The sequence below is a fragment of the Pelagibacterium lentulum genome (assembly GCF_003992625.1).
In the GTDB taxonomy this organism is placed as follows: Bacteria; Pseudomonadota; Alphaproteobacteria; order Rhizobiales; family Devosiaceae; genus Pelagibacterium; species Pelagibacterium lentulum.
On the sequence record NZ_RZMW01000016.1, the window covers coordinates 17834 to 41281 of the forward strand.

Annotated in this window: 27 protein-coding genes and 1 pseudogene; 11 read left to right on the forward strand and 17 right to left on the reverse strand. The window is 58.0% G+C overall.

Annotated elements, in window-relative coordinates; translation table 11 throughout:
* Position 1: 1 nt before the first annotated feature.
* The gene (locus EO133_RS04990; protein ID WP_206513461.1) at positions 2-526 is read right to left on the reverse strand and encodes a gluconokinase; all 525 of its coding nucleotides are present in this window, start codon (positions 524-526) and stop codon (positions 2-4) included.
* Positions 501-1271, reverse strand: coding sequence for an SDR family oxidoreductase (locus EO133_RS04995; RefSeq protein WP_127071571.1), 771 nt, complete (start codon positions 1269-1271; stop codon positions 501-503). The genes EO133_RS04990 and EO133_RS04995 overlap by 26 nt, the downstream gene beginning before the upstream one ends.
* Positions 1272-1463: 192 nt before the next feature.
* On the opposite strand from EO133_RS04995, the gene gndA reads away from it, so the two are divergent.
* Positions 1464-2876 carry an NADP-dependent phosphogluconate dehydrogenase gene (gene gndA / locus EO133_RS05000; RefSeq protein WP_127071572.1) on the forward strand — a complete coding sequence of 471 codons (1413 nt, stop codon included), beginning with the start codon at positions 1464-1466 and terminating at the stop codon, positions 2874-2876.
* Here gndA and EO133_RS05005 read toward each other — a convergent pair whose 3' ends face one another.
* The 4 genes from EO133_RS05005 to EO133_RS05020 all read right to left on the reverse strand — a co-directional run bounded on the left by EO133_RS05005 (position 2877) and on the right by EO133_RS05020 (position 6459).
* Positions 2877-3446 carry an NnrU family protein gene (locus tag EO133_RS05005; protein WP_127071573.1) on the reverse strand — a complete coding sequence of 190 codons (570 nt, stop codon included), beginning with the start codon at positions 3444-3446 and terminating at the stop codon, positions 2877-2879.
* Between the two features lie 57 nt (positions 3447-3503).
* On the reverse strand, positions 3504-4901 hold the full coding sequence (locus EO133_RS05010) for a TCR/Tet family MFS transporter (RefSeq protein ID WP_127071574.1): 1398 nt from the start codon (positions 4899-4901) through the stop codon (positions 3504-3506).
* A gap of 108 nt (positions 4902-5009) precedes the next feature.
* Positions 5010-6197, reverse strand: coding sequence for an FAD-dependent monooxygenase (locus tag EO133_RS05015; protein WP_127071575.1), 1188 nt, complete (start codon positions 6195-6197; stop codon positions 5010-5012).
* Positions 6198-6213: 16 nt separating this feature from the next.
* Entirely contained in the window at positions 6214-6459 is a 246-nt protein-coding gene (locus tag EO133_RS05020; protein WP_127071576.1) for a zinc-finger domain-containing protein, read from the reverse strand.
* A 148-nt stretch (positions 6460-6607) separates the two neighbouring features.
* Between EO133_RS05020 and EO133_RS05025 the strand changes: the two genes are divergently transcribed.
* Positions 6608-7366, forward strand: a complete 759-nt coding sequence (locus EO133_RS05025; RefSeq protein WP_127071577.1) for an alpha/beta fold hydrolase — start codon at positions 6608-6610, stop codon at positions 7364-7366.
* Here EO133_RS05025 and EO133_RS05030 read toward each other — a convergent pair.
* The 3 genes from EO133_RS05030 to EO133_RS05040 are packed head-to-tail and all read right to left on the reverse strand — an operon-like array spanning position 7354 to position 11114.
* Positions 7354-9045 (reverse strand): ABC transporter permease, encoded by a 1692-nt coding sequence (locus tag EO133_RS05030; protein WP_244640871.1) that lies wholly within the window; start codon positions 9043-9045, stop codon positions 7354-7356. The two genes, EO133_RS05025 and EO133_RS05030, sit on opposite strands and share 13 nt — an antisense overlap.
* Positions 9046-9048: 3 nt before the next feature.
* Positions 9049-10005, reverse strand: a complete 957-nt coding sequence (locus tag EO133_RS05035; protein ID WP_127071578.1) for an ABC transporter substrate-binding protein — start codon at positions 10003-10005, stop codon at positions 9049-9051.
* A gap of 23 nt (positions 10006-10028) precedes the next feature.
* A complete protein-coding gene (locus tag EO133_RS05040; protein WP_127071579.1) occupies positions 10029-11114 on the reverse strand; it encodes an ABC transporter ATP-binding protein in 1086 nt (361 codons plus the stop codon).
* Positions 11115-11312: 198 nt separating this feature from the next.
* Here EO133_RS05040 and cysE point away from each other — a divergent pair, with 198 nt between their 5' ends.
* On the forward strand, positions 11313-12140 hold the full coding sequence (cysE, locus tag EO133_RS05045; RefSeq protein ID WP_371870944.1) for a serine O-acetyltransferase: 828 nt from the start codon (positions 11313-11315) through the stop codon (positions 12138-12140).
* 148 nt (positions 12141-12288) lie between these two features.
* Entirely contained in the window at positions 12289-12507 is a 219-nt protein-coding gene (locus EO133_RS05050) for a DUF3126 family protein (protein ID WP_127071581.1), read from the forward strand.
* A 16-nt stretch (positions 12508-12523) separates the two neighbouring features.
* On the opposite strand, the gene EO133_RS05055 is transcribed toward EO133_RS05050, so the two are convergent.
* The gene (locus EO133_RS05055) at positions 12524-13198 is read right to left on the reverse strand and encodes a hypothetical protein (protein WP_127071582.1); all 675 of its coding nucleotides are present in this window, start codon (positions 13196-13198) and stop codon (positions 12524-12526) included.
* Positions 13199-13394: 196 nt separating this feature from the next.
* Between EO133_RS05055 and EO133_RS05060 the strand changes: the two genes are divergently transcribed.
* Positions 13395-13721: a DUF6949 family protein gene (locus EO133_RS05060; RefSeq protein ID WP_127071583.1), complete on the forward strand. Its 327-nt coding sequence runs from the start codon at positions 13395-13397 to the stop codon at positions 13719-13721.
* Positions 13722-13999: 278 nt separating this feature from the next.
* On the opposite strand, the gene EO133_RS05065 is transcribed toward EO133_RS05060, so the two are convergent.
* Positions 14000-14632 carry a transglutaminase-like cysteine peptidase gene (locus tag EO133_RS05065; protein ID WP_127071584.1) on the reverse strand — a complete coding sequence of 211 codons (633 nt, stop codon included), beginning with the start codon at positions 14630-14632 and terminating at the stop codon, positions 14000-14002.
* Between the two features lie 92 nt (positions 14633-14724).
* Here EO133_RS05065 and EO133_RS05070 point away from each other — a divergent pair, with 92 nt between their 5' ends.
* Positions 14725-15276 carry a hypothetical protein gene (locus EO133_RS05070; RefSeq protein ID WP_127071585.1) on the forward strand — a complete coding sequence of 184 codons (552 nt, stop codon included), beginning with the start codon at positions 14725-14727 and terminating at the stop codon, positions 15274-15276.
* Between the two features lie 6 nt (positions 15277-15282).
* Here EO133_RS05070 and EO133_RS05075 read toward each other — a convergent pair.
* From EO133_RS05075 to EO133_RS20500, 4 genes and pseudogenes are all read right to left on the reverse strand, one after another.
* Positions 15283-15741: pseudogene (locus EO133_RS05075) on the reverse strand (cell wall hydrolase); the annotation flags it as partial.
* A gap of 260 nt (positions 15742-16001) precedes the next feature.
* Positions 16002-16634, reverse strand: a complete 633-nt coding sequence (locus EO133_RS05080) for a PilZ domain-containing protein (protein ID WP_127071587.1) — start codon at positions 16632-16634, stop codon at positions 16002-16004.
* Between the two features lie 117 nt (positions 16635-16751).
* Positions 16752-17405: a PAS domain-containing protein gene (locus EO133_RS05085; RefSeq protein WP_127071588.1), complete on the reverse strand. Its 654-nt coding sequence runs from the start codon at positions 17403-17405 to the stop codon at positions 16752-16754.
* A gap of 13 nt (positions 17406-17418) precedes the next feature.
* Entirely contained in the window at positions 17419-17832 is a 414-nt protein-coding gene (locus EO133_RS20500) for a hypothetical protein (protein ID WP_244640872.1), read from the reverse strand.
* Positions 17833-17853: 21 nt separating this feature from the next.
* Here EO133_RS20500 and EO133_RS20505 point away from each other — a divergent pair, with 21 nt between their 5' ends.
* Positions 17854-18336, forward strand: coding sequence for a rhomboid family intramembrane serine protease (locus EO133_RS20505; RefSeq protein WP_244640873.1), 483 nt, complete (start codon positions 17854-17856; stop codon positions 18334-18336).
* On the opposite strand, the gene hisI is transcribed toward EO133_RS20505, so the two are convergent.
* Both hisI and folE read right to left on the reverse strand, forming a co-directional pair.
* On the reverse strand, positions 18333-18794 hold the full coding sequence (gene hisI / locus EO133_RS05095) for a phosphoribosyl-AMP cyclohydrolase (protein WP_127071590.1): 462 nt from the start codon (positions 18792-18794) through the stop codon (positions 18333-18335). The genes EO133_RS20505 and hisI overlap by 4 nt on opposite strands.
* A 47-nt stretch (positions 18795-18841) precedes the next feature.
* On the reverse strand, positions 18842-19471 hold the full coding sequence (folE, locus tag EO133_RS05100) for a GTP cyclohydrolase I FolE (RefSeq protein ID WP_127071591.1): 630 nt from the start codon (positions 19469-19471) through the stop codon (positions 18842-18844).
* Positions 19472-19664: 193 nt separating this feature from the next.
* On the opposite strand from folE, the gene EO133_RS05105 reads away from it, so the two are divergent.
* The 4 genes from EO133_RS05105 to thrS all read left to right on the forward strand — a co-directional run bounded on the left by EO133_RS05105 (position 19665) and on the right by thrS (position 22903).
* Entirely contained in the window at positions 19665-20093 is a 429-nt protein-coding gene (locus EO133_RS05105) for an iron-sulfur cluster assembly scaffold protein (RefSeq protein ID WP_127071592.1), read from the forward strand.
* Positions 20090-20425, forward strand: a complete 336-nt coding sequence (gene yidD / locus EO133_RS05110; RefSeq protein ID WP_127071593.1) for a membrane protein insertion efficiency factor YidD — start codon at positions 20090-20092, stop codon at positions 20423-20425. The genes EO133_RS05105 and yidD overlap by 4 nt, the downstream gene beginning before the upstream one ends.
* Entirely contained in the window at positions 20403-20816 is a 414-nt protein-coding gene (locus tag EO133_RS05115; protein ID WP_206513462.1) for a GFA family protein, read from the forward strand. Before yidD ends, EO133_RS05115 begins: the two co-directional genes overlap by 23 nt.
* Positions 20817-20932: 116 nt before the next feature.
* Entirely contained in the window at positions 20933-22903 is a 1971-nt protein-coding gene (gene thrS / locus EO133_RS05120; protein WP_188681923.1) for a threonine--tRNA ligase, read from the forward strand.
* Positions 22904-23448: the final 545 nt, after the last annotated feature.

Consider the following 23448-nt stretch of genomic DNA (forward strand, 5'->3'; position numbering starts at 1 on the left):
GTCACTCTATGCTTGCGCTGATTTCTCCAACGAGTTCATCAATCGATTTTGCCACATCGAATGTCAGGCCCAATTCATCGGCTTCAAACATTTCCAGGGTTGCGAACTGACTGTCGAGCAGGGCAGCGGGCATGAAGTGACCGGGGCGGTTTGCCTGGCGTTCGGCGATCACGGCCTTGTCGCCATGGAGCAACACGAACAGGACCGGTTCGTCCGCTTTTTCGGTAATGAAGTCCCGATAGGCCCGCTTGAGGGCCGAGCAGGCGCAAAAGACCCGGCCATTGTCATTGGCAGTCTCGCGCATCTTTTCTGCGACGATCTTGAGCCATGGCCAGCGGTCTTCGTCCTCGAGCGGCGCGCCGCCACGCATCTTGTCCACATTGGACGGGGGGTGCAGATGATCGGCATCTATGAAGGCGGCGCCCGTCTTTTCGGCCAAAGCCTCACCGATTGTGGACTTGCCCGAACCCGATACGCCCATAACGATGATGAGGCGAACTTCAGAGAGTGGCTGAGATTGCGCCATCGACATAGAGAATGTGTCCGTTCACAAAGCTGGAAGCGTCGGAAGCAAGAAAAACGGCAGCGCCGACGAGTTCGGATACATCGCCCCACCGGGCCATGGGCGTGCGCTTTTCCAGCCATTGTGTGAACTCGGGATTGGAAACCAGCGCTTCATTGAGTTCGGTTTTGAAATAGCCGGGGGCCAACCCGTTGATATGGAGCCCATGTTTCGCCCAGTCGGTTGCCATGCCCTTTGTGAGATTGGCCACTGCGCCTTTTGAAGCTGTATAGGGCGCAATTGTCGGCCGGGCGAGAGCCGAGTTGATCGAACAAATATTGATGATCTTGCCACGCCCCCGCGCAATCATGTGCTTTGCAGCGGCTTGTCCGACATAGAACACGGAATTGACATTGGTGCGCATCAATTCATCGAATTTGGCAGGCGGATAGTCTTCGAGCGGTGTCCGAAACTGCATTCCCGCATTGTTGACGAGAATATCGATAGCACCGATGTCCTGCTCGAATCGGTCGATGGCGCGTTTGGCGTCCACGGGATCGGCGGCGTCGAAGGGCAATTGATGAACAGTTGCGCCGGTATCGCGCAGTTGCATCGCGGCTTCACTCAGCCGCATCTGGTTGCGGCCGTTGAGGATGATTTCAGCACCGGCACCCGCCAGGCCTTGGGCCAGCGCAAAGCCGATTCCCCGACTCGATCCGGTGATCAGCGCCTTGCGTCCTTTCAGGGAAAATAGCTCAAGCGTATTCACGACATTCTCCTCCCCAACGCCCGATTGTCTGCTGCAATCGATTTCAAGGGTAAACCCATAAACTGATTGGGCGGGTTACAAAAGCCCTGGCATCCGCTAAACATTGCCCTTACCTAAGCCATTTAACGGTCCTTCATACGCGGTCTCGCGGTGCCGACAAAAGCAAACACTGTATTTTCGGGAGAATTTATCATGTCACAGGCGGATATCGGGCTTATCGGGCTCGGCGTCATGGGCGAAAACCTTGCGCTCAACATTGCGGACAACGGTTACAAGGTCGCCGTCTATAATCGCACTGCGGATAAGGTCGATTCCTTCCTTTCCGGCGCCGGAGACCTGTCTGACAATGTCATGGGCAGTGCCGATCTCGCCAAATTCGTCTCCATGCTCAAGCGTCCTCGCTCGGTTATCATCATGGTAAAGGCAGGCGGGCCGGTCGATTCCGTTATCGAGCAACTCAAGCCGCTGCTCGAAAAGGGCGACGTCATCATTGATGCGGGCAACGCCAATTATCACGACACCGTGCGCCGATTCGCCGAACTTGACGGCACGGGTATCGGCTTTCTCGGTATCGGTGTTTCAGGCGGCGAAGAGGGTGCCCGTCATGGCCCCTCCATCATGGTTGGCGGTTCGGAAGACGAATGGCACAACGCCGAAGACGTTCTCAATGCCATCGCGGCCAAGTTCGACGGGGAATCGTGCTGCGCCTATCTGGGGACCGGTGGCGCCGGGCATTTCGTCAAGACGATCCATAATGGCATCGAATATGCCGACATGCAGATGATCGCCGAAATTTACGGTGTGATGCGCGATGGACTGGGTATGTCGCCCGCCGAATGTGCGGATGTCTTCCGCGAATGGAACAAGGGCCCGCTCGATTCCTATCTCATCGAGATCAGCTCCCACGTACTCGACGCAGTGGATGAGGAAAGCGGCAAGCCGCTCTTAGACATTATCGTGGATCAGGCCGGGCAGAAGGGCACAGGCCGCTGGTCGGCCATCGAGGCGCTCAATCTCGGCGTATCGGCCACCACTATCGAAGGGGCGGTTGCTGCTCGCTCGATTTCAGCCATGAAAGACGAGCGCATCGCGGGCGAAAAACTTTATGGCGCAGCGCCAAAGGGCAAGGCAAAGCTCGATCTCAAGACGCTGGAAAAAGCGCTTCTTGCTGGCAAGATCGCTGCCTATGCGCAGGGCTTTGCCGTTATGGCCAAGGCTTCGGAAGAAAATGGCTGGAACCTGCCGCTCGATCAGATCGCAAAGATCTGGCGCGCGGGCTGCATCATCCGTTCGCGTTTCCTCGATACAATCTCGCAGTCCTTTGCATCGGGCACCGCCGCAAATCTTTTGACCCAGCCAGCTTTTGTCGAGATGATGAAAGACAGCAATGGCGCGCTGCGTGAGGTCGTAGCGGGCTGCGCGATGGCGGAACTGCCCACGCCTTGCCTATCGTCGGCCTTGGCCTATTTCGACGGCTATCGGCAGGCCAATGGTACGACCAATCTCACCCAGGGGCAGCGCGACTTTTTCGGCGCGCATGGCTTCAAGCGTTATGACAAGGAAGGCGATTTTCACCATTCCTGGCCGAGCTTGATCGAGAAATAATCAGATCGGGGAAACGCCGAACAGGATCTGGTGCAGCCAGAACACAATGGCTGCATAGATCGCCAGCCCGCCAATCACGGCAACAATATCATTGACCGGCGTACGCGGCAACGTGCGCTGGTTTTTTTCCGGTCGGCGGACAAGAGAAATCAGATCGGCTATGGCCCAGACAAGAAAGCCGCCGAAAAGGGCAACATCGGCCAGTGTGCCATTGGCCAGAAGGTGGGCGATTGCCCACAAGATCGTGGCAATCAACATGGGATGCTTGACCCGAGCCTTGATATGCCCCGGCAGATAGGAGGCTAGCAGCAGCGGAAATACCGGGATCATCACAGCCAATGCCAGATGCCGCATACCGGTTGGCGGTGCGTAAAGCATCACCGGGTCCTGTCGCGCAATCCCGTAGCCAAAAATGATGAGCACAAACCCGACACCGGCAATGGCGGTATAGGGCCAAAGCCAAGCGCCTTCGCCCTTTTGCGCAATAATGGCCTCGCGCTGATTTGGCGCAACGATGTTGACAGAGTGCATACCGAGAAAAAGAACAAGGCCGAGGAGCAGAATCAACATGGATATTCTCGCGTGAGGTTAGCGCGCGCGACTATAATCTGATTTTGTGCGCCATGCCTATTGGCCTGACGGCGGCTTATCGTTGTTGCCATTCTGATTGTTGTTATCGTTCTCGCCATTGCCGCTATTGCGTTCGTAATCGCCATCGGGATTGTCCGGGTCGGGCGGATTGACAGCCTGGCCGACAGGCGGGGTCATGGCCGGGGGCTTTCGATCCTCGCGATAGGGCTTTTGCTCTTGTCTGTAGCGCCAGCCCGCATAAAGGAACGTCATCGCACTGAGCCCAATCAGTATCCCTGCGGCAAAGAATGGAACCCCAGGGAAAAAGACAGGTGCTTCGGGTGTTGTGAAATAGGCAAAAAGCTGGGTTGCTGCGACCGGCGCGATAATTGCGGTCAGCGAGTTTGTGGCGTTGACTGCGCCTTGCAGTTCACCCTGCTGATTCTTTTTGACGTTATTGGCCAGCAGGCCGTTGATTGCCGGTACGGCGATGCCGCTGAACGATCCGATTACCAGAAAGACCCAGAGCATGGTTACGCTTTCGACCAGCGAAACCCCGATAAAGGCAACCATTGCCAGCCCCATGCCCAAAAGCACCGTTCGGCCAACGCCGAGATATTTGATCGACGGGCCAATCAAAACGGCCTGACTGAATGCGAACAGCACACCGAAAATGCCAAGCGAACGTCCAACCTGGGAAGGCGACCAGTCGAACTGCTTGATGGTGAAGAAGTTCCACACGTTCGGATAGGTCTGGCCGGCCAATGCAAAAAGGAACAGCGCCCCCAACAAAATAATGACAATAGGGGTCTGGCGGAATGCCATGATGGCGCCAAGGGGGTTGGCGCGCTTGAGATTGAAGCGGCGGCGCCGGAATTTCGAGAGGCTTTCGGGTAGAACGAAGAAACCGAAGACCACGTTGGCGGCGGCGACGAATGCAGCCACATAAAAGGGTGCGCGGGGCCCGAACTCACCCAATTCGCCACCGATGAAAGGACCCACGATAAAGCCCAGGCCGAAGGCTGCGCCGATCAGGCCGAAGCGCTGGGATCGCTTCTCCTTGGGCGTAATGTCGGCGACATAGGCGGTGGCGGTTCCGATCGCCGCGCCGCAAATACCCGAAAGCACGCGCCCGACAAAAAGCCAGGCCAGCGTGGGTGCCCATGCCATCAAGAGGTAGTCCGCCGAAAGACCAACCAGCGACAGCAAGAGGATCGGCCGCCGGCCCCAGCGGTCCGATAGATTTCCCAGAATCGGAGAGAAGAAGAACTGCATCGAGGCATAGACGAAAATCAGATACCCCCCGATCACCGCAGCATTGGTGACGGTCTCGCCTGTCAACTCGAGAATCAGGTTGGGCAGAACCGGAATGATGATCCCCAAACCCACGATGTCCAGAAAGACAGTTATGAGTATGAAAACCAGGGTCAGCCGTGACTGGGGTTTAACGCGCATCAAACTCTTTTTGTCTTGGCGTGGGCGGATCGGGGCGTTTGTTCAGGAGCAAGAGGCGCCGGCCTCTTTAGGTTCCAGTTTTTGATGCAAACGGCTATGGCAATCATCTCACATTGCCGTATTCCGGGTATCGAATCCATAGAGCCAGTCCAACCGTTTAAAATGCCCATCTCCGCCTTGTGCAAGGATAACGGCATTGCGTGCCAGTGCAAAAGGCCAGCGCATGTGGAAAACCCGCCCGTTCCGGGCCGAGAGCTTCTGCACCTTTTCAACGCGCTCGCGCCGTAAGGTTTCGTATCGGGAAAAGGCGTGCGCGGCATTGGGGGAAGCGGCAAGGAGCGGCGCAAGCGTTGCAGCATCCTCAATTGCCATTGCGGCGCCTTGCGCCTGGAAGGGCAGCATGGCATGGGCCGCATCCCCGATCAGCCCGATTGCGCCCTGGTGCCAGGCATCGATTTCAACGCTCGAAAGCACCCACGGTGTCCACGCATTGCCACCGGCTGCCAGAATTTGAGCCAGAGGACCGGATCGGGCGCGGATCGGCGGCGCGCCCTTTTCTGGCAGGGTCGCAATTCGCTTTTCGCGCTCGTTTGAGAACAGGACCACATTGATGCAGTCGCGATGTGGCAGGGGATAGACGACGCCGTGATATGAACTGCCGAGCAGGAGGCTGGTTTTATCCCGAGCCAGGGAATCCGGGAAAGCATCGGGCGCAATCAATGTCCGCCACGCGATCTTGCCGGAAAAATTGGCCTTACCCAGTTTCAGAATTTCGGTGCGTGTCACCGACTGGACGCCATCAGCGCCGACAAAGGCAAAGGCCTTTGCGCGGCGTTGCTTGCCGTCAGGTTCGGTAAAGCGCACTTCCAGTCCATCGGTGCCGGGCTCAACCGCAAAGGATGCGACCGAGAAAACGATCTCGATATTGGCAAAGCGCTTTGCCGCGCCGTAAAGCAGATCGACCAGATCGGCCCGGTGCATGACAGCATAGGGCAGCCCGTAGCGTTTCCGCGCTGCTTGTCCCAGCGTGAGCGTTTGCAGCGGTTTTTCCGCATTGCCGGAATAAATATCGATGCCTTCGGGCTCGAAACTGCTTGCCGCCAGCGCCTCGTCAAGTCCAAGCCGATTGAGTTCGCGGCGGGCGTTGGGGCTGATCTGGAGGCCCGCGCCAAATTCGCCAACGGCGCTATTGCGTTCGATCACCACCACATGCAGCCCGAACTTGGCTAGCCCGAGCGCAAGTGTAAGACCGGCAACGCCAGCGCCAGCGATATAAATTGTGCGGTGTGCGCTCATTCAAGCGCGAGCCCGATCAGGCGTCTTCGAGATGGAATATCGCTGAAACAGGCTCGGACGTGCCTGCGGGCAGGTCGGCGTTGTAAACATAGAGCGTCGAGCAATAGGGGCACACGACCTCGTTGTCGGCGCCCATGTCGAGAAACACATGCGGATGATCGAATGGCGGCTTGGCGCCCACGCACATGAATTCCTTCGAGCCGATTTCGATACGGGCCAGGCCCTCGGTGTTGTGGAAATGCGGGGTGGTGTGCTGTGCCATGACGGATAATTCCATTGTGCCAAATTCGGCCGGACCATACCGAGTCGATGCGACAAAGGCCAGAGGGCATGTTGGCGCATTTGAACCGGGCTGTTAAGACGTGGCATCCGGTCTGTCCCGCCCAATTGTTGAGTCGAAAGAATCGCTTATGCCGACATTTGAATCCGAAGGTTTTGAAATCGCCTATGAGGTTTTTGGCGAAGGTCCGCCGATCGTTGCGGTGCATGGGTTCGGTTCCAACATCAACGTGAACTGGGTCGCGACCGGTTGGGTCGAGACCTTGACCAAGGCCGGTTATCAGGTGGTTGCGCTCGATAATCGCGGCCATGGCAATTCCGAAAAGATCTATGACCCTGCCGTTTACGGTGCCCCCGATATGGCGCGCGATGTGGCCAATCTCATCGACCATCTGGGTTTTGAGACGGTGGCTCTCATCGGCTATTCGATGGGCGCGCGGATTTCGGCCTTTGTGTGCCTGCAAAACCCGGAAAAGGTCGCCTGCGCGATTTTCGGCGGATTGGGCGGTAATATGGTGCGCCCGATGATCGACAGCGAGGAGATCATCGCTGCGCTCAACGCACCGGCACTCTCTGAGGTGACGCACAAGACCGGCAGACAGTTCCGCATCTTTGCCGACCACACTGGCAGCGACCGCAAGGCGCTGGCCGCCTGTATGGCCGGTTCGCGGACGCGGATTGCCGAGGACGATGTTCGTGCGATTTCCGTGCCGGTTCTGGTTGCGGTGGGCAGTGAGGACGAGGTTGGCGGGGATCCGCAGACGCTTGCCGATATGCTGGAGCAGGGTGAGGCGCTGGTGATCGAGCGCCGCGATCACATGCGCGCAACCGGCGATCCTCAGTTCAAGAACGGCGCACTGGCGTTTCTGTCGCGGGTTTATCCCGGCTGATTGTCGGCGCGCTGCATCCAGAGCGTCACGAGGATGGGAATGGTCATGGTGATCGCAATTGCGATCGTGCTCATGGCCATGCCGAGGCCCACCGAACCTTGCTCGAACTGACGCCAGATAAAGAGCGCGACCGTGCGTGTACCGATTGGCGCGAGAAGAATGGTTGCGACCAGTTCGCGCGCGGCGACGGCGAAAACCAGCAGCATGGCAGCAATAACTGATGGGCTGATAAGCGGCACGATTATGCGCACGAAAGCAACGAACGCATTTGCGCCCGAAACCCGCGCCGCATCCTCAAGGCTGGTGCCGATCTGGCGCAGTGCGGCGTTTGCATAGCGCACGGGGTAGGGCAGCAACAGGCAGCAATAGGCCAGCACCAGCACCCAGATCGTGTTGTAGGGCGTAAATGGCAGCCACGGTTGGGTCCATGCGAGGATCAGGCCCACCGCAACGACGATGCCGGGAATGGTATTGGGCGCCAGCGTCAGGAAATCGAGCATCCGGCTGGCAAGCGATTTGTGGCGCACGACCACGTAAGCCGTCAGCGTGCCGATAATGCCGGTCAGCGCAGCGGCTGTCAGGCCCAGCCCCAAGCTCGTCTGGAGCGCCTGCATCGCGCCGCCGCGATTGGCGAGGATGGCTTCAAAATGGATGGTCGAGAAATTGTCCCAGGCCAGCCCGCCCGAAATCGTACGGGTCGATGCTGTGAGGAAAACCGCCGCCACCGGAACGATTGCACCCAGAAATGCGATCAGGGCGAAAAACCCAACGACCGGCACGGTCCAATTGCCGAGTGGCGTCAAGTCGCCGGTCTTTGGCTTTCCCGATAGGGTACGGAAATCCCGGCGCGTAACAACCCAGGCCTGTAACGCAAAGGCGCACATCGCAAGCCCCACAAGGATGGTGGAGAGGAGCGCAGCGCCGGGCAGGTCGATGGGGTAATCGGAAAGTTTCTGCTCGATGCCCGTGACCAGCACCAGAAATCCTGAGCGGGCGGCAAGGGCAGCAGGCGTTCCGAATTCCTCAATCGCCATGGCAAAGACCAGCAGTAGGCTTGCTGCAATGGCAGGTGTCGCCAGAGGTAAGGTGATGCGGAAAAAGGCGATTGTCGGATTGGCGCCCGCGACTCGTGCTGCTTCCACGTAACGCCCGCCAATGGTTGCCATTGTCCGCGACACGGCAAAATAGACGACCGGAAAGACGTTCAGTGTCATCACGAACACGACGCCCCAGAACGAGAACAGGAACTGCCCGAGATTGATGCCGGTCATCTGATCGAGATAGCCGCGCGGTTGCAGCGTCATGATCCAGCCCAGCGCCGCGATATAGGGCGGGATGGCAAAGGGGATGAGAAACATCACATCCCACAGCCCGGCGAGTGGTACGCGGAACAGGCCGCGCAGGACGCCAAGAGGCACAGCGACCAGCGCCGCAGTGAAGACAACGGCGCTGCCCAGCATGATTGTGTTGAGCGTCCAGCGTCCGATGCGCGGATCGGAAAACGTATCGGCGAGGCGGGAAAACGGTTCAGCCAGTGACCCGGCGCCGAGATTTGGAAAGATGGCCTGCAACAGGATGAAGGTGAGCGGAAAGACAACGATCACCACCAGCACAGGCACGACGAAGGCGGCAATCGCGCCGCCTTCACCGAGTTGCAATTTTTGAACTGCTGCGCGCAAGGCTTACTCGATGCCGAAGATTTCAGCGAAACGGGCCAGCGTTGCCGCGCGGTCGGTTTCCGGATCGACATCGAGAATATCGAGATCGGAGATCAGCGGACGGTCAGCAGCAATGTCGGTGCGCGAAGGCATCAGGTTGGTGGCTGCAACCATTGCCTGGCCTTCTTCGGACAGAACGTAATCGATAAAGGCCTTTGCCTCATCCTGGTTCTGGCTGGTCTCAAGGATCATCATCGGGCGCGGTGCGATTACGGTGCCGGAGGCCGGGAAAATGACCTCAATGGACTCTCCAGCCTGCTGGCTGTTGAATGAGATGTAGTCGACAGCGCCAAACACAACAGCCTTCGCGCCCTGCAATACAGGGTTGAGCGCGGCGGCATTGGCACCGGGCACGATCATTTCGTTTTCGGCAAGCCCTTCAAACAACTCCCAGCCGATGGCCTCATTGGCCACAAGTGCTGCGACGAGTTCATAGGCTGAGCCGGACTGTGCCGGGTCAGGCATGGTGACGAGGTCGCGGTAGTCTTCGCCGGTCAGGTCGGTCCAATCGGTGGGTTCGGGCGTGCCTGAATTGGGGTTCCATGCAATGGCCAGAGCGGAAATCCCCTGTACGACCCAGTTTTCACCTTTAAGGAAATCGGGCACGTTTTCGGCGTTGGGGCTGGTGTAGTCGAGCAGGAGGCCCTGCGCACCAAAATCATAGGCTGTATCCATCGAGGCTGAAATCACGATGTCGGCCTGCGGGTTTGCGGCCTCAGCTTCAAGCCGCGCCATCATCTGGCCGGTGGTGGCCTGGAAAATGCCGACCTCGATGCCGGTTTCAGCGGTGAAGCCGGCAGCCAGTTCTTCAATCAGGTCGGCTGGACCAGCGGTATAAACCGTAACGGACTGAGCGTTGGCGGCAGCTGTCAGCGCCAGACTGGCGGCAGACGCAAGAAGCAGGGCGGTAAACTTGTGCATGATCAATCCTTTCGGGATCGGGTTCAGTGGTGAGTATTGGTCGAGGGAAACCAGCGTGCGCGCTCCCAGGCGATTGTCAGATCGACTGGCGCGCCCTTGTCGATCCGCGTCTGGCTGAAGAAATCGAGTATGGGGCCGTGGTCGAGTTGGAGCTGCACGGCATAGCCATCGCCCTTGAAGGCGGAATGGAGCGCTGTCGTCCGCAAGGCGCTATCTCCGTTCCGGGCGGGGTGGATCGCGTTGCGCGGCACAAACAGGTGGCCAGTGCGGCTGCCATTGAGAAAATCTGCAGGCGGTTTGAGGCGCTGGGTCTGCCCCAGAACCATTTCGCCACTGTCAACTTCGCCCTCCAGCACCAGCCCGAGCTTCAAGAACTCGGCGACAGCTATCGATGCGGGCCGGGCAACAAGGGCCTCCGGGGCGTCGATCTGTAACACACCGCCTCCGCGCAGAACCGCCACGCGGTCCGCAAGTGCAAAAGCTTCCGAATGGTCGTGGGTCACATAGACCGCCGTCATGCCCAGGCGACGCAGCAGGGTGGCTATGTCGACCACCAGATGCTCACGTAAATGCCGGTCGAGATTGGACAGAGGTTCATCGAACAGGATGACCGACGGCTGCGCCACAATCGCACGCGCCAAGGCCACGCGCTGCTGCTGGCCGCCAGAGAGCGTTCCCGGCTGGCGGTCTGCGAAGGCGTCGAGATTGACCATTGAAAGAGCTTCGCGCACCTTCGGCTCGCGTTTTGCCTTCGATATGCCGCGCATTTCGAGGGGAAAGCCGACATTGCGTGCCACGCTCATATGCGGCCACAGCGCATAGTCCTGAAAAACCATGCCAAGGCCGCGCGCTTCGGGGGGAAGAAACGCGCCGGTCCTCGCGTCGGCTACACAGCGCTCGCCGATATGTATCGAGCCACCGGTGGGTCGGGCCAGGCCAGCGATCAATCGCAAAAGTGTGGTCTTGCCGCTGCCGGAATCGCCCAAAAGGGCCACGGTTTCGCCCGCGGCAATATCGAGATCTACCGCGTTCAGGACACGAACATCGCCGAATTTCTGGCTGATACCAGCGACATTGACCGGCGTTGACGTGGCTGTCGGTGCGGGCATGCGGCATTCCCCCGATTGCTTGTGCAGCGGGGCTTACGACGGCGACATTGCACTTGGGTGACGGTTTGGCGACACTTCAGTGACAGTGGAAAAGCATCCCCGTTTATCCGGGTTTTATGAACCAATTTGCCGTGAAAGCCTTTGTCTATGGCAAGCGATGCATTATGTAGAGGGTCCGAAAGACCGCCAGCAGGATCGATTTTGATGACGACGCGCGCGAAAAAGGCCAGCCATATTACAGCCGTGGACCCCATCTGGAATGCCCTTGTGGCGCAGGCGGAAAACATCTGTGCGGCTGAGCCCTTCCTCACGCAATTGGCAATTTCAGGCGTTCTCAATCACGATAGTTTTGAATCGGCGCTTGCGCATCGGCTTGCCGCAAAGCTCGATCACCCCGATGTGCCCGCCGATCTCGTGCGGCAGGCATTTGAGGACGTTCTTGGCGACCATGCTGAAATCGCAGAAGGCGCCCGCGCAGATCTGGCTGCTACGCTGGAACGCGACCCGGCGTGTGATCGTGCCATCGAACCGTTTCTTTTTTTCAAGGGTTATCAGGCACTACAGACGCATCGGTTCGCCCATGCTCTCTGGCAGGTCGGGCGCAAGGACTTCGCCTATTACCTGCAAAGCCGTGCCAGCCAGGTTTTCCAGGTTGATATTCATCCTGCCGCCGAAATCGGCAAGGGTCTGATGCTCGATCATGCAACCGGCTTTGTCGTTGGCGAGACAGCGCGGATCGGCGATCACGTCTCGATCCTGCACAATGTCACGCTTGGCGGCACCGGTAAGTCGGACGAAGATCGACATCCCAAGATTGGTAACGGCGTACTGATCGGGGCAGGGGCAAAGATACTGGGCAATATCAAGGTTGGCGACTGCTCGCGCATTGCCGCTGGTTCGGTGGTGCTCAAGGAAGTGCCGCCTCGCACCACCGTTGCGGGCGTGCCTGCGAAGGTCGTCGGTGAAGCCGGTTGCAATCAGCCCGCTACCGTCATGGACCAGATTGTTATGGTGTCCAAGGATTGATCGTTGGGGCGGAGGCGCATGGGGAAAATCGCCATGCGCCATTGCAACACAGCGACTAATCGGTAAAGTCCCGGCTCACCAAGAGTCATAGTAATGATAATGTGAAACGGGCGCATGGTTGCGGTCGGCGCCCAAGTGGAGACGTTTTGTGAAGCACGAAGAAATCATCAAGCTGCAAAAATACCTGCAGATGAAATTTGGTAACCGCAATATCGATGTGCGTCCGCGCCCCAAGCAGGACGATTCCGTTGAGCTTTATCTTGGCGATGAATTTATCGGCCTGATCTATGTGGATGAAGATGAGGGCGAGCGCTCCTATATGGTGCAGATTTCGATCCTCGATATTGATCTCGACGAAGTGAGCTAATCGGATTTCGTCGGCGCTATTTGCGCAAACTGTCCAGCCATGTCTCGATAGTGGCGTCGAACTGACGCCAGTTTTCCAATACATCCGGTGCGAATGAAAATACTGCCGCGTTACGGTCGCTTAGCAGCACCGTGCGCAGGCAAGTGCGGGCACTTGGTCGATCGGCAACCGGCGCCATGCATTTGGCAACGAATGGCGTGGCGCTTAGCGGATCGTACCACACCGTTTCCCCTCCAATTCCTGCATCTCCTTCGAGCGGCTTGCCCACAAGACCGGGCGCGCCCTGCACCTGAGCAGCCGAGAACTGACGCATATAAACATTGTCCAGCAGATGCGCGCTGGATCGTACGCGCCCGCGCGGCATGATGGTGAGTTCAATTTCACTCAGGCTGTTACCGGGCCCGATGGGCAGTGCAAGCGTCATGTCCATGCGGTCGGCAAAGCCGTCGCGCCGCTGTGCCGGATCGGTCAGCAATGCAGCGGGCACGATATAGTGCTGCGCGCCAATCGTTACGATATGGGTGGCTGTCAGCGATTCATCGGTCTGTTCCTGGGCCAGCCGCTCAAACCATGCCGACACTCCGTAGGCGAGCCCCAGCCCCGCGAGCGCGGTAAGCACTGCGATAAGTGCGAGTGTATAGAAAATCCCGCCAATTTCGCCTGTTTGTGGCTGGCTCGCGTCCCGTGACATAGCGTGGTGCCAATCTGCCTGTTTAAATTAACCATATGTGCGTGGCGCACATGACATCTCGATTGGCAATGCATATGCTTAACAAATTATTAATAAGCGACTATGACTTGAGCCAATTGGAGCGTTTTCGGCGTCTGCGCGTTTTGCGCGGATGGCTTGAAGGTGAGACCGGGGCATTTGCTCGCGAGGGGCGCGTATGTCTGAACTTGTGCTGGCGTTATTCATAATTGGTGTCGGCCTGAGCGTTGCCGGTATGGGCACGCATCTTTATCAGGGTATTTCCAGGCAGGTGGCGGCCTTGCGCTGGGATGGCCGGTCGGCTCTCGAAAGCATCTGGAACCTGTTCGTGAGCTTCGTTTGCGGGCCCTACATCATGTTGCGCATGGGGTTGGAACACGAAAAGGGCAAGGCGCCATCCACCGTTTCGGTTCTGCTGGCTTCGGTCATTTCGTTTGGCTGGAGCTTTGTTACCGGCCTTATGATCCTGGGCACCTATGTTGCCGTTGCCCGCGCCGGCATCTAAGCATCATTGAAAAAAGAGGCCAGCCTCTGTGGAGGCTGGCCAAGTGACACTCCTGTCGGGGAGTGAGGACTGTCGCGCTTTGCGCGCCAATCGCTCCGGTGGAGCGATTGGAAGGACGAACGCCCGGAGAGCTATGCTCGAAGGGCCAAAAGACTGTCGCGCTTTGCGCAAAATCTTTCGTTGTCGCGGTCCCGAACCAATCAAGTGGTATCCACTTGCTCTGGGTCCGCTCCTTTCGCTCCTGTGGAGCGATTGGATGTACGCAGTCTCGGGCCGGATCAGTAGCCAGCAGTTGCGGTGACACTGCCGCCCTGGTTGTCGATGATGTCGACCCACTGGCCGGCATGGGCCTGGGACTGACGCTTGAGAAAGGTATAGGGTGTATCGTTCCAGACCTTGATCAGCGCATCCTGGTTATCGAGGATCAGGTCGCCGCGATCCGTGCGGACCATCAGAACCGCATGGCCTTCGCCGTTTGCCTGACGAACAACGGTCATCAGCAAGGTCGACGGATGCCAGCCGCGCTCGATGAGGGCCGCGCGCTTTGCCAGAGCGATATCTTCGCAATCGCCGTAACCATTGACCGGGTAGGTCCAGAATTCAGGTACGCCATAGAGGTCCATGTCGCTGACCGGCGTGATCGAGATGTTGTAGTGGTTGTTGACCAGCTGCAACTCGTCCCAAAGGGTATCGGTCAGCTTCACATGATCGATAGCACCGAGTGTGGGGCTGCATTCAGCCGGACGACGGGTGCAAAATTCAGCATGACCGACAGGAATAGAGGTTTGCCCGGAAACCGAGGCAAAGGCCGGATGGCCATAATAGCTCTCGGTAGCAGCTGCGCCGGATGCGAGCCCTGTTGACGCAACGATGGCCAAAAGGCCAGAAATAAGAATGTTTTTCGTTTTCATTATCGTGATCTCCCCGACGAAGACCACGATAGACGGGGCAAATTTCCCCGATGCGAAAACTAAGAGACAGATTTGAATCGAGTTTTATCTGCTTGATTCACAACCTGTTAGGCATAAACCTTACCTCGGAGATTCATGTTGTGGATGGCACGGCGCTCACCGGACGATTGATCGCCTCGGGAATAGCAAAGCCCGAGGACATTGAGGGCTGTGCGCCCGACGAGATCGCAATGCTGGAAAACCGTTTCGGGCCGCTTCCGCACTCATACAAGATCATACTTGCCACAATCGGCCATCGCGCCGGGCATCTTGTCGATGATCATGCCCATTGGATTTACGCCGATCAACTGCCCCGCATCAACAAGCAGGCGTTGAATGTGCTGGACGAATACGCCGAAGGGGAGTTCGATCCGGATATTCCTGAGAGCGCCATGTTCATCGGCGCGCATTACGGAGCCAATCCGGTTTTTATTCTTGCCGATGGCGGGAAAGACAGCCCTGTCTGGCAACTCGACTACAGCACCGGCCGTGTAAGCCAGGTCCACACCTCGGTCTGGGACTGGATTGAAACCTATATCGTAGCTGCCGAAAAAGCGCTGGCCGATGGCGTGAAAGTTCGCAATGCGCGGGTTTGGATCCCTTAGAAGCTATCGCCGTGCGTAGAACGCGTTGCCGCCAGCAACCAGCACGTAGTGCATGTTGCGATAGGGGAAGGTGAGCCCGGCGGTGTGGAAGTATTTGGCGTCCTGTACGCCGGGGTGGCGTTTGCCGCGCAGCACTTCATGGGCTACGCGCGATGCCAGTTCGACCGGGCGCCGCTCATTCATGGGGCGTTGAAGAACACCGGAAGCAAACTGATTTTTCTGGCCCACGACCGAGCAGACATCGTTGGGAAAAGCCTTGTCGTAAACCCGGTTCATCACCACCGTGCCAACGGCCAACATGCCTTCTTCGCTGGAGCGGTTGGATTCAAAATACATTACCCGAACCAGACATTCATGCGCGGACCGGCCCCCGAACCAGTTGCCTAGGGAAATACATCCCGAAAGCAGGGAAATGATGACGACGCCAGCAATGGGAGCCAGCCCTTTACGCATGATACTCAGCATACTTGCCCATCCAGGATACGCGGATTGGTGCGTTCTATCGGCCATCAATGGCGCAACCGCGACAGGCCGAAACACATCATGAAAATTACGACATCAAGGTTAAGGCTTGGTTCATCATGCGGGAATTGAAATGCAAATTGGCATGAAGCGCGTTTCGTTGCGGTCACAAGCACCGGTGCTGGGCGACCTGATGCCAGTTGATCGGAAAGGTCTTTTGTTGTGCCTAGGACCGACGGTGCAGGTGGTGTCTGCCTAGCCGGTCAATTCATCCGCAGGTTCTGCTGGACGACCGAGAGCATTTCCTGAACCGAGGCGAACTCGACCGCTATGCCATCGGAGAAATGCCGAACGACGCGGGCGCGCATACGGCCCAGCGTAACCGGAGTGCCGAGTGCGGGGCGCACTTCCATTTCGATGGCGGCGCCGGAAAGTGAAATATCGGTGATCTTGCAATTGTAGCGCCGCCCATCTTCCAGAACGATCGAAGAGTGCCGGATATCGGGCACCGTTCGCTCGTGACGGCGGTCTTCAGGCAGATTGAGCAGGTCCTTGTTGGTGAGCCATGTCAGTTGGCCAGCCAGTTTGTCGCGTTTCCTAGGCGACGCTTCGAGGTCCATCAGAAAGCCGCCAGGGATCAATTCCAGGATCGTGCCCTCGACCCGTCCCAGATGATCGAGATAGATGATGATCTTTTCGCCTTGCTTTCCGGCAATCGGCGCAATGACCTGCGCATCGCCGGGCGACATTTCTATGATCTGACACGGAAACTCGCGCCGGTCGGCCAGCATGTAGCGGCCGAGAATGGACACTTTTACGCTCTGGAAGCGTGCCGGTTCATCGTGCGACTGGTCGCGCGATTCTGGCGCTTCGAGAATATCGTTGGGTGTCAGCATCGGCTGCGTCCGCCTGCGTCACAGTGATCATTTTGCGCAGACAATAGGCGGATTTGCGTTAATGCTTGGTAATTCGAGCGTTCAATTTTGAGGTAATTGTGTTTTTGTCGATGGCGGTCAGTTTTTCCCGCCATCGATTACGGCCAGATGGGCGTAGCGGCGGGCGGAAAGACCTGCCACCGTTACAGGCATTGGTGCATGAGCACCGCTGTTCATTGCCGCCGCCATGTCATCGAGCACATCCGTGGCGATGTCTTGGCGTGGCGCGTCGGAAAGATCGTCAGGCCAGATCAGCCGCAAACCGGTAATGCGCTGTGTTGTGATGGCGTGGATGCCCAGCCAGTAAGGGTTATCGAGTGCCGTGACGCTGCCGAGAATGCGGGAGTTGGTGACACCATTATGGCGCAGCGGGAAGAGGGCGCTTTCAAAGGCCAGGCGTTCGCCTTGTTCGGTGCGGCCTTCGAAAGTCACGAGCGCAACAGCATGATCTTCGGTGACTGCACGGATCAAGGTGTCCAGCGCGTCGTGATCCTTGGTGCTCCAAAGAGTGGAGAAAGGGCGCGATTTCAATTCGCGGCAATAGCTGGCGCAAAGATGTGAGCCGGCAAGGCGGAAAGTGAAGTCCACACCGTCGTCGGATTCGAGAATGAATGTGTTGGCCAATGCATCGCGAATGCGGGTTGGATCGATGTCGCGACGGTCAGGCGTAGAGCGTGCGCCGCGAATTTCGTTCCAATAAGAGTAGAGCGTTCTTGTGCTGCGCTGTCGCATGTGGCCTAAGTCCCTAAACTGCGCCCCCAACCGGTGTGTCTGGAGCGCTGAAATCAACTAACGCTAGAGTGACAAAAACGGTTCGGAAAATCGCCCTTAAACAATCATTAAGGTTAATTTCCACGCTGCAAATGTGGAAATCTCCCGAGCCGTTTGAAAAGACGTGAAAATAGAGGATGTTACGACGATGAGTGAGCAGGGCCCCGGTGAGCAGAAAAACCAGCGGCAGCCCATTTTTCTTATTCCCTCGGTCATTGCTGTTCTGGTTGGTCTGCTTTGGGCGATTCATCTTGGCGCCAGTTTCGTTTTTGATTCCGATGGCCTGGCTAACTTTCGGATTTGGTTCGGTTTTATCCCATTGCGCTTTGTGGCGCCCGAGGCGTTGCCGGGCGGGTTTTCTCCGCTGTTGTGGAGCGGTTTCACCCATGCCTTTCTGCATGTGGATTTTATGCACCTGATTCTCAATTCGGCATGGCTTGCCGTATTCGGAACTCCGGTTGCGCGCCGCTATGGAGCAGGACCGGCCGTTATCGTTTTTTTCTTCGGTGCATTGGCTGGCGCACTCGTTTTGACCGCTCATCAGATGGCCAGTGTTAACCAATTTCTTGTGCTGATCGGGGCTTCGGGTGGCGTTTCTGCGCTGACCGGAGCGGCCATGCGATTCGTCTTTCAGCCGGTTATCGTGCGTCAAGATCCCGAGACGGGCGAACGGATTGTGCTGGGGCGCCGGACGGCGACCTTTGCCGAATTGTTTGCCAATAAATCGAGCCGAGCCTTTATTCTCGTCTGGCTCGGGCTCAACCTTGCGATTCCCTTTGCCCCGCTGGTTACGGGCATGGAAATCCCCATCGCCTGGGAAGCCCATATTGGTGGGTTCATCTTTGGGTTGATCGCGCCGTCTCTGTTCGACCGGCGCGCGCGCCGAATCTAGCTCTTATAGACATCCTTGGGGTCGAAAAGCTGGGGCTGACCGGCATCCTGGAGAACCGGCTTTCCATCGACCAGCGAGATCTGACGGTAAAAGCAGCTTTTGCGGCCAGTGTGGCAGGCTGCGCCGTGCCCGGATTGAACGACGGTAAGCACGATCGCATCTTGGTCGCAATCCGTCCGCATCTGCCGGACGTGTTGAAGCTCGCCCGAGCTTTCGCCCTTTTTCCAGATTTTGCCACGTGAGCGCGAGAAATAATGCGCGAACCCGGTTTCGAGCGTCAGCGCTATTGCCTGCGCGTCCATGAACGCGACCATCAGCACGTTATTGGTGCCTTCTTCGATGGTGATTGCGGTCACAAGCCCATTGGCGTCGAATTTGGGCGCGAAGGTCGTACCATGCTCAAGCGCATCTTTCGAAAGTGTGCTCGGGTCGGCAAATAGGGAAGCGATTTTAGTCATGGCGCGGTCTTTATCTGTTTTCTTTTTTCCGCGCCAGCGGCAAGCGCTTACTTGCCGGCGCGGATCATTGCGAAGAAGCGGTCCTGTTCCTGCCGGTCTTCGGCAAAAACCCCGGTAAACCGGTGCGTGATGGTGGATGAGCCATGCTTACGTACGCCGCGCATGGACATGCACATATGTTCCGCTTCCAGCATCACGGCGGCACCGCGTGGGTTGATCGCCTCGTTGATGGCCTCGATGATCTGGGCGGTCAGGTTTTCCTGGGTTTGCAGCCGCTTGGCGAAAACATCGGTTACGCGGGCGAGCTTTGAGAGGCCAACCACACCGTCATGGGGCAGATAGGCGATATGCGCCTTGCCCACGAACGGCACCATGTGATGTTCGCAATGGGAATGGAACGGGATGTCGCGCACCAGTACAATGTCGTCGTAGCCGCCGACTTCGCTGAAGGTGGTTGCGAGGATTTCGGTAGCATTCTCGCCGTATCCGCCAAAGAACTCGGTATAGGCATCGACCACCCGGCGCGGCGTATCGAGCAGGCCCTCGCGGTTCGGGTTGTCGCCAGCCCATGCAATAAGCGTGCGTACCGCGGCTTCTGCTTCCTCGCGGCTCGGCTTTGCAACGGGAGTGGGCGCCTCAACCGGTGAGACGAGTTTGGGCTTTGCTGTCATGTCCATTGCGAGAACATTCCTCTGGTAGCGGCGTAGCTGATCGAAAGCTATACGCTGCAGGGTCGAACCTGGACCAATAACATTTTGCAGGTCCGAGCTTGGCTCCTTATATAGGCGAGCAGGGCCATTCGACAAGAAAACAGATTGGCCTGATTTATCGAACGATAACAAATTGTCCTTCGGACGACCGGTGTCAGGCATGTCTTTTTCAGATCTCTATAGCCAGCGCATTCTGGAAATTGCCGGAAACGCGAGGCAGATGCCGCGCCTCGACGCACCTGATGCCAGTGCCAAGAAAGTTTCGCGCGTTTGCGGATCGGTCGTCGAAATCGATCTGAACGTGACCGAAGGTCGCGTCACGGCCTACGGCGCTGACGTAAATGCCTGCGCGCTTGGCCAAACCAGCGCCGCCATCGTCGCAAACACAATCGTCGGCTCAACGCCGGACGAATTGCGGCAGGTGCGCGACCGCATGGTCGCCATGCTCAAAAATGGCGGCCCGCCACCAAATGGCCGCTGGGACGATCTGAAATATCTGGAGCCGGTCCGCGATTATCCTGCCCGGCACGCTTCCACCTTGCTGGTGTTTGAGGCGGTCGCCGAAGCACTGGACCGGGCAGGGGCATGATTGCAAAATTCTGGGCACTGGTCGATCTGCCGTTCAAATGGACTGCCTATGTGCTCATCCAGATTTATCGCTATTCGCTCTCGGCCTTCACCGGGCGGCAATGCCGGCATTTGCCCACCTGTTCGGAATTTACCCGCGATGCGATAATGGCGCACGGGTTCTGGCCCGGCGGCTGGATGGGCGCCGCGCGGATCTGGCGCTGCCGGCCCAGGGGTACACATGGCTATGATCCGGTGCCGCAGCGATTGCCGGAGGGCGCGCGCTGGTATTTGCCTTGGCGCTACGGGCGCTGGAGAGGGGACAAGAAACATGAGCACGAACCACATGCTTAAAGGGTCATGCCTTTGCGGGGCCGTAACCTATGCGGTCGAAGACGCGTTTCGCTACGCGCTCAACTGCCATTGCACCGATTGCCGCCGCGCGACCGGCTCGGCGTTCAAGCCGCTTGCCGGGATCGAGGCGGAGAAGCTGTCGCTCACATCCGGCAGCGGCAATGTCCTGCGCTATGGTGGCGAGGGGCCGGAAGAGTCCCATGACGTTCACTGCGCGACATGCGGTTCGTTGCTCTATTCCATTGTCCAGAAGGGAACGCGCGCCAACGTCTCGCTTGGCACCTTGCTCGATGCTCCGTCCATCCGTCCCAGTATGCACATTTTCGTTGGCTCCAAGGCGCCCTGGTACGAGATAACCGACGACTTGCCGCAGCACGAGCGCTTTCCTTAAAGCTGCAACGCGATCAATCCGATAACAAAGGGCTGGATTGACAGCCATTTCGTGCTAATCAAACGCGCCTTGCGCGCAATGGGTGCGCATGATCGAAAATTCATGGAGATATGACGATGATTAAGGTGACGTTCCCCGACGGTGCAGTGCGTGATTACGCCAAAGGCACCACCGGGACCACCATCGTCGAGGGTATCTCCAAGTCGCTGGCCAAAAAGACCGTTGCCATGCGCTGGGATGGCGAGCTTGCCGATCTTTCAGATGCGCTCGAAGCCGATGGCCGCATCGAATTTGTTTTGCGCGACGATCCGGCAGCGCTTGAGCTGATCCGGCACGATGCCGCGCACGTTCTGGCCGAGGCCGTGCAGGAACTCTGGCCGGGCACGCAGGTGACAATCGGTCCGGTGATCGAGAACGGCTTTTACTACGATTTTTATCGCGAAAATCCGTTCACCGAAGACGAGTTGCGCGAGATCGAAAAGAAAATGGCCGAGATTATCGATCGCGGCGCCGAATTTTCCAAGGAAGTCTGGGATCGTGACGAGGCCAAAAAGGTTTTTGCCGCCAAGGGTGAGAGCTTCAAGGTCGAGCTGATCGACGCGATTCCCGCCGATCAGAAGCTCAAGATCTATAAGCAAGGCCAGTGGTTCGATCTTTGCCGCGGGCCGCATATGCGCTCAACCAAGGATGTGGGCAAGGCCTTCAAGCTGACCAAGGTGGCCGGCGCCTATTGGCGTGGCGATTCCAATCGCGAAGTGCTGAGCCGCATTTACGGTACGGCCTGGGCCACCAAGGAACAGCTCGACGATTATATCCACATGATCGAAGAGGCCGAAAAGCGCGACCATCGCAAGATCGGCCGGGAAATGGACCTGTATCATTTCCAGGAAGAAGCGCAGGGCTCAGTATTCTGGCACCCCAAGGGCTATGTCCTTTACAACCAGATGGAGGCCTATATCCGCCGCCGTCTGAATGCGGCCGGCTACAAGGAGATCAAGACGCCGCAGCTTTTGGACAACAAGCTGTGGGAGAAGTCCGGTCACTGGGGCAAGTTCCGCGAAAACATGTTTGTGGTGCCTGATGAAACGCCGTCGACTGAAGGCGATCATCCTGAAATTTCGCCTGATGCCAATCTTCTGGCGCTAAAGCCGATGAACTGCCCGGCGCATGTCCAGGTTTTTAATCAGGGCATCAAGTCTTACCGTGACTTGCCGCTGCGGCTTGCGGAATTTGGCTGCTGCCATCGCAATGAAGCGCATGGCGCGCTGCATGGGTTGATGCGCGTTCGGCAGATGACGCAGGACGATGCCCATATTTTCTGTCGCGAGGACCAGATTCAGGCGGAGACCGAGGCGTTCTGCGCGCTACTCGATTCCGTTTACGAGGATATGGGCTTTACCGAGGTCAAAATCCTGCTCGCGACGCGGCCCGAAACCCGCGCTGGAGATGATGCGGTTTGGGATCTGGCGGAAAAGAGCCTTGGCGATGCGCTCCGGGCAACCGGACGGACCTTTGAAATCGCGGAAGGTGAGGGGGCCTTTTATGGTCCCAAACTCGAGTTCCATTTGAAGGATGCGATTGGCCGGTCCTGGCAGTGTGGCACCTTGCAGCTCGATTTCGTGATGCCGGAGCGGCTGGAGGCTTCCTATGTTGCTGAAGATGGCAGCAAGAAGCGTCCGGTCATGCTGCATCGCGCGATCCTCGGTTCGCTCGAACGCTTTATCGGCATGATGATCGAAAGCTATGCGGGTCGTATGCCGCTGTGGCTGGCACCTGTGCAGGTGGTGGTTGCCACCATCGTATCGGATGCCGACGATTATGCGCGCCAGGTGGTTGCCGATCTGCAGGCACGCGGTATTCGTGCCGAAATCGATACGCGCAACGAGTCGATCAACTATAAGGTGCGCGAGCACTCGGTTGGCCGCGTGCCGTTCATCTTTGTTGCGGGCCGCCGCGAGGCGGAAGAAAAGACCGTCTCAATCCGTCAGCTTGGATCACAAGGCCAGTCGGTCAAGCCGGTCGGCGAAGCGATCGAGGCGCTGGCCGCTGACGTGACACCGCCAGACCTCAAGCGCATAGGCGCTTGATTGATTAAGGCCGCCCTTCGGGGCGGCTTTTTTGCGCCATGCCGGTATCCAGCGCTTCTCATACCCGTTGCGCATACCTTGTCCCGGCATTTATTGGCGGAATCCAGAGAGCAGCAGGCGCTTCGCTTGCAGTTGAGCACAGCGCCACCCTTCTCCCCTTGAGGGAGAAGGTGGATTGGACCGTCAGGTCCAAGACGGATGAGGGGTCCCTTTGCAGACCCACATTTGACCCCTCAGCCGGCGCGTTCTGCTCCATCCCCTCCACTATCGTCCCCGCGCTTGACCCGGGGATCTCTCTTTGCAGCGCGTGCTTGGGGGGCACAGACCCGCGGGTCAAGCCCGCGGGCGAAGCCGGGTAGGTCGGTGCTGGGTACCTTGAGCGCGCGATGATTTCGCCATTACCCGACACCGACGAGGCAAAGCAGAGGAACCCGCGCCCCACGTTCTGCTCCATCCCCTCCGTCTTCGTCCCCGGGCTGGACCCGGGAATCTCTCTTTGCAGCGCGTGCTTTGGGGGGCACAGACCCGCGGGTCAAGCCCGCGGG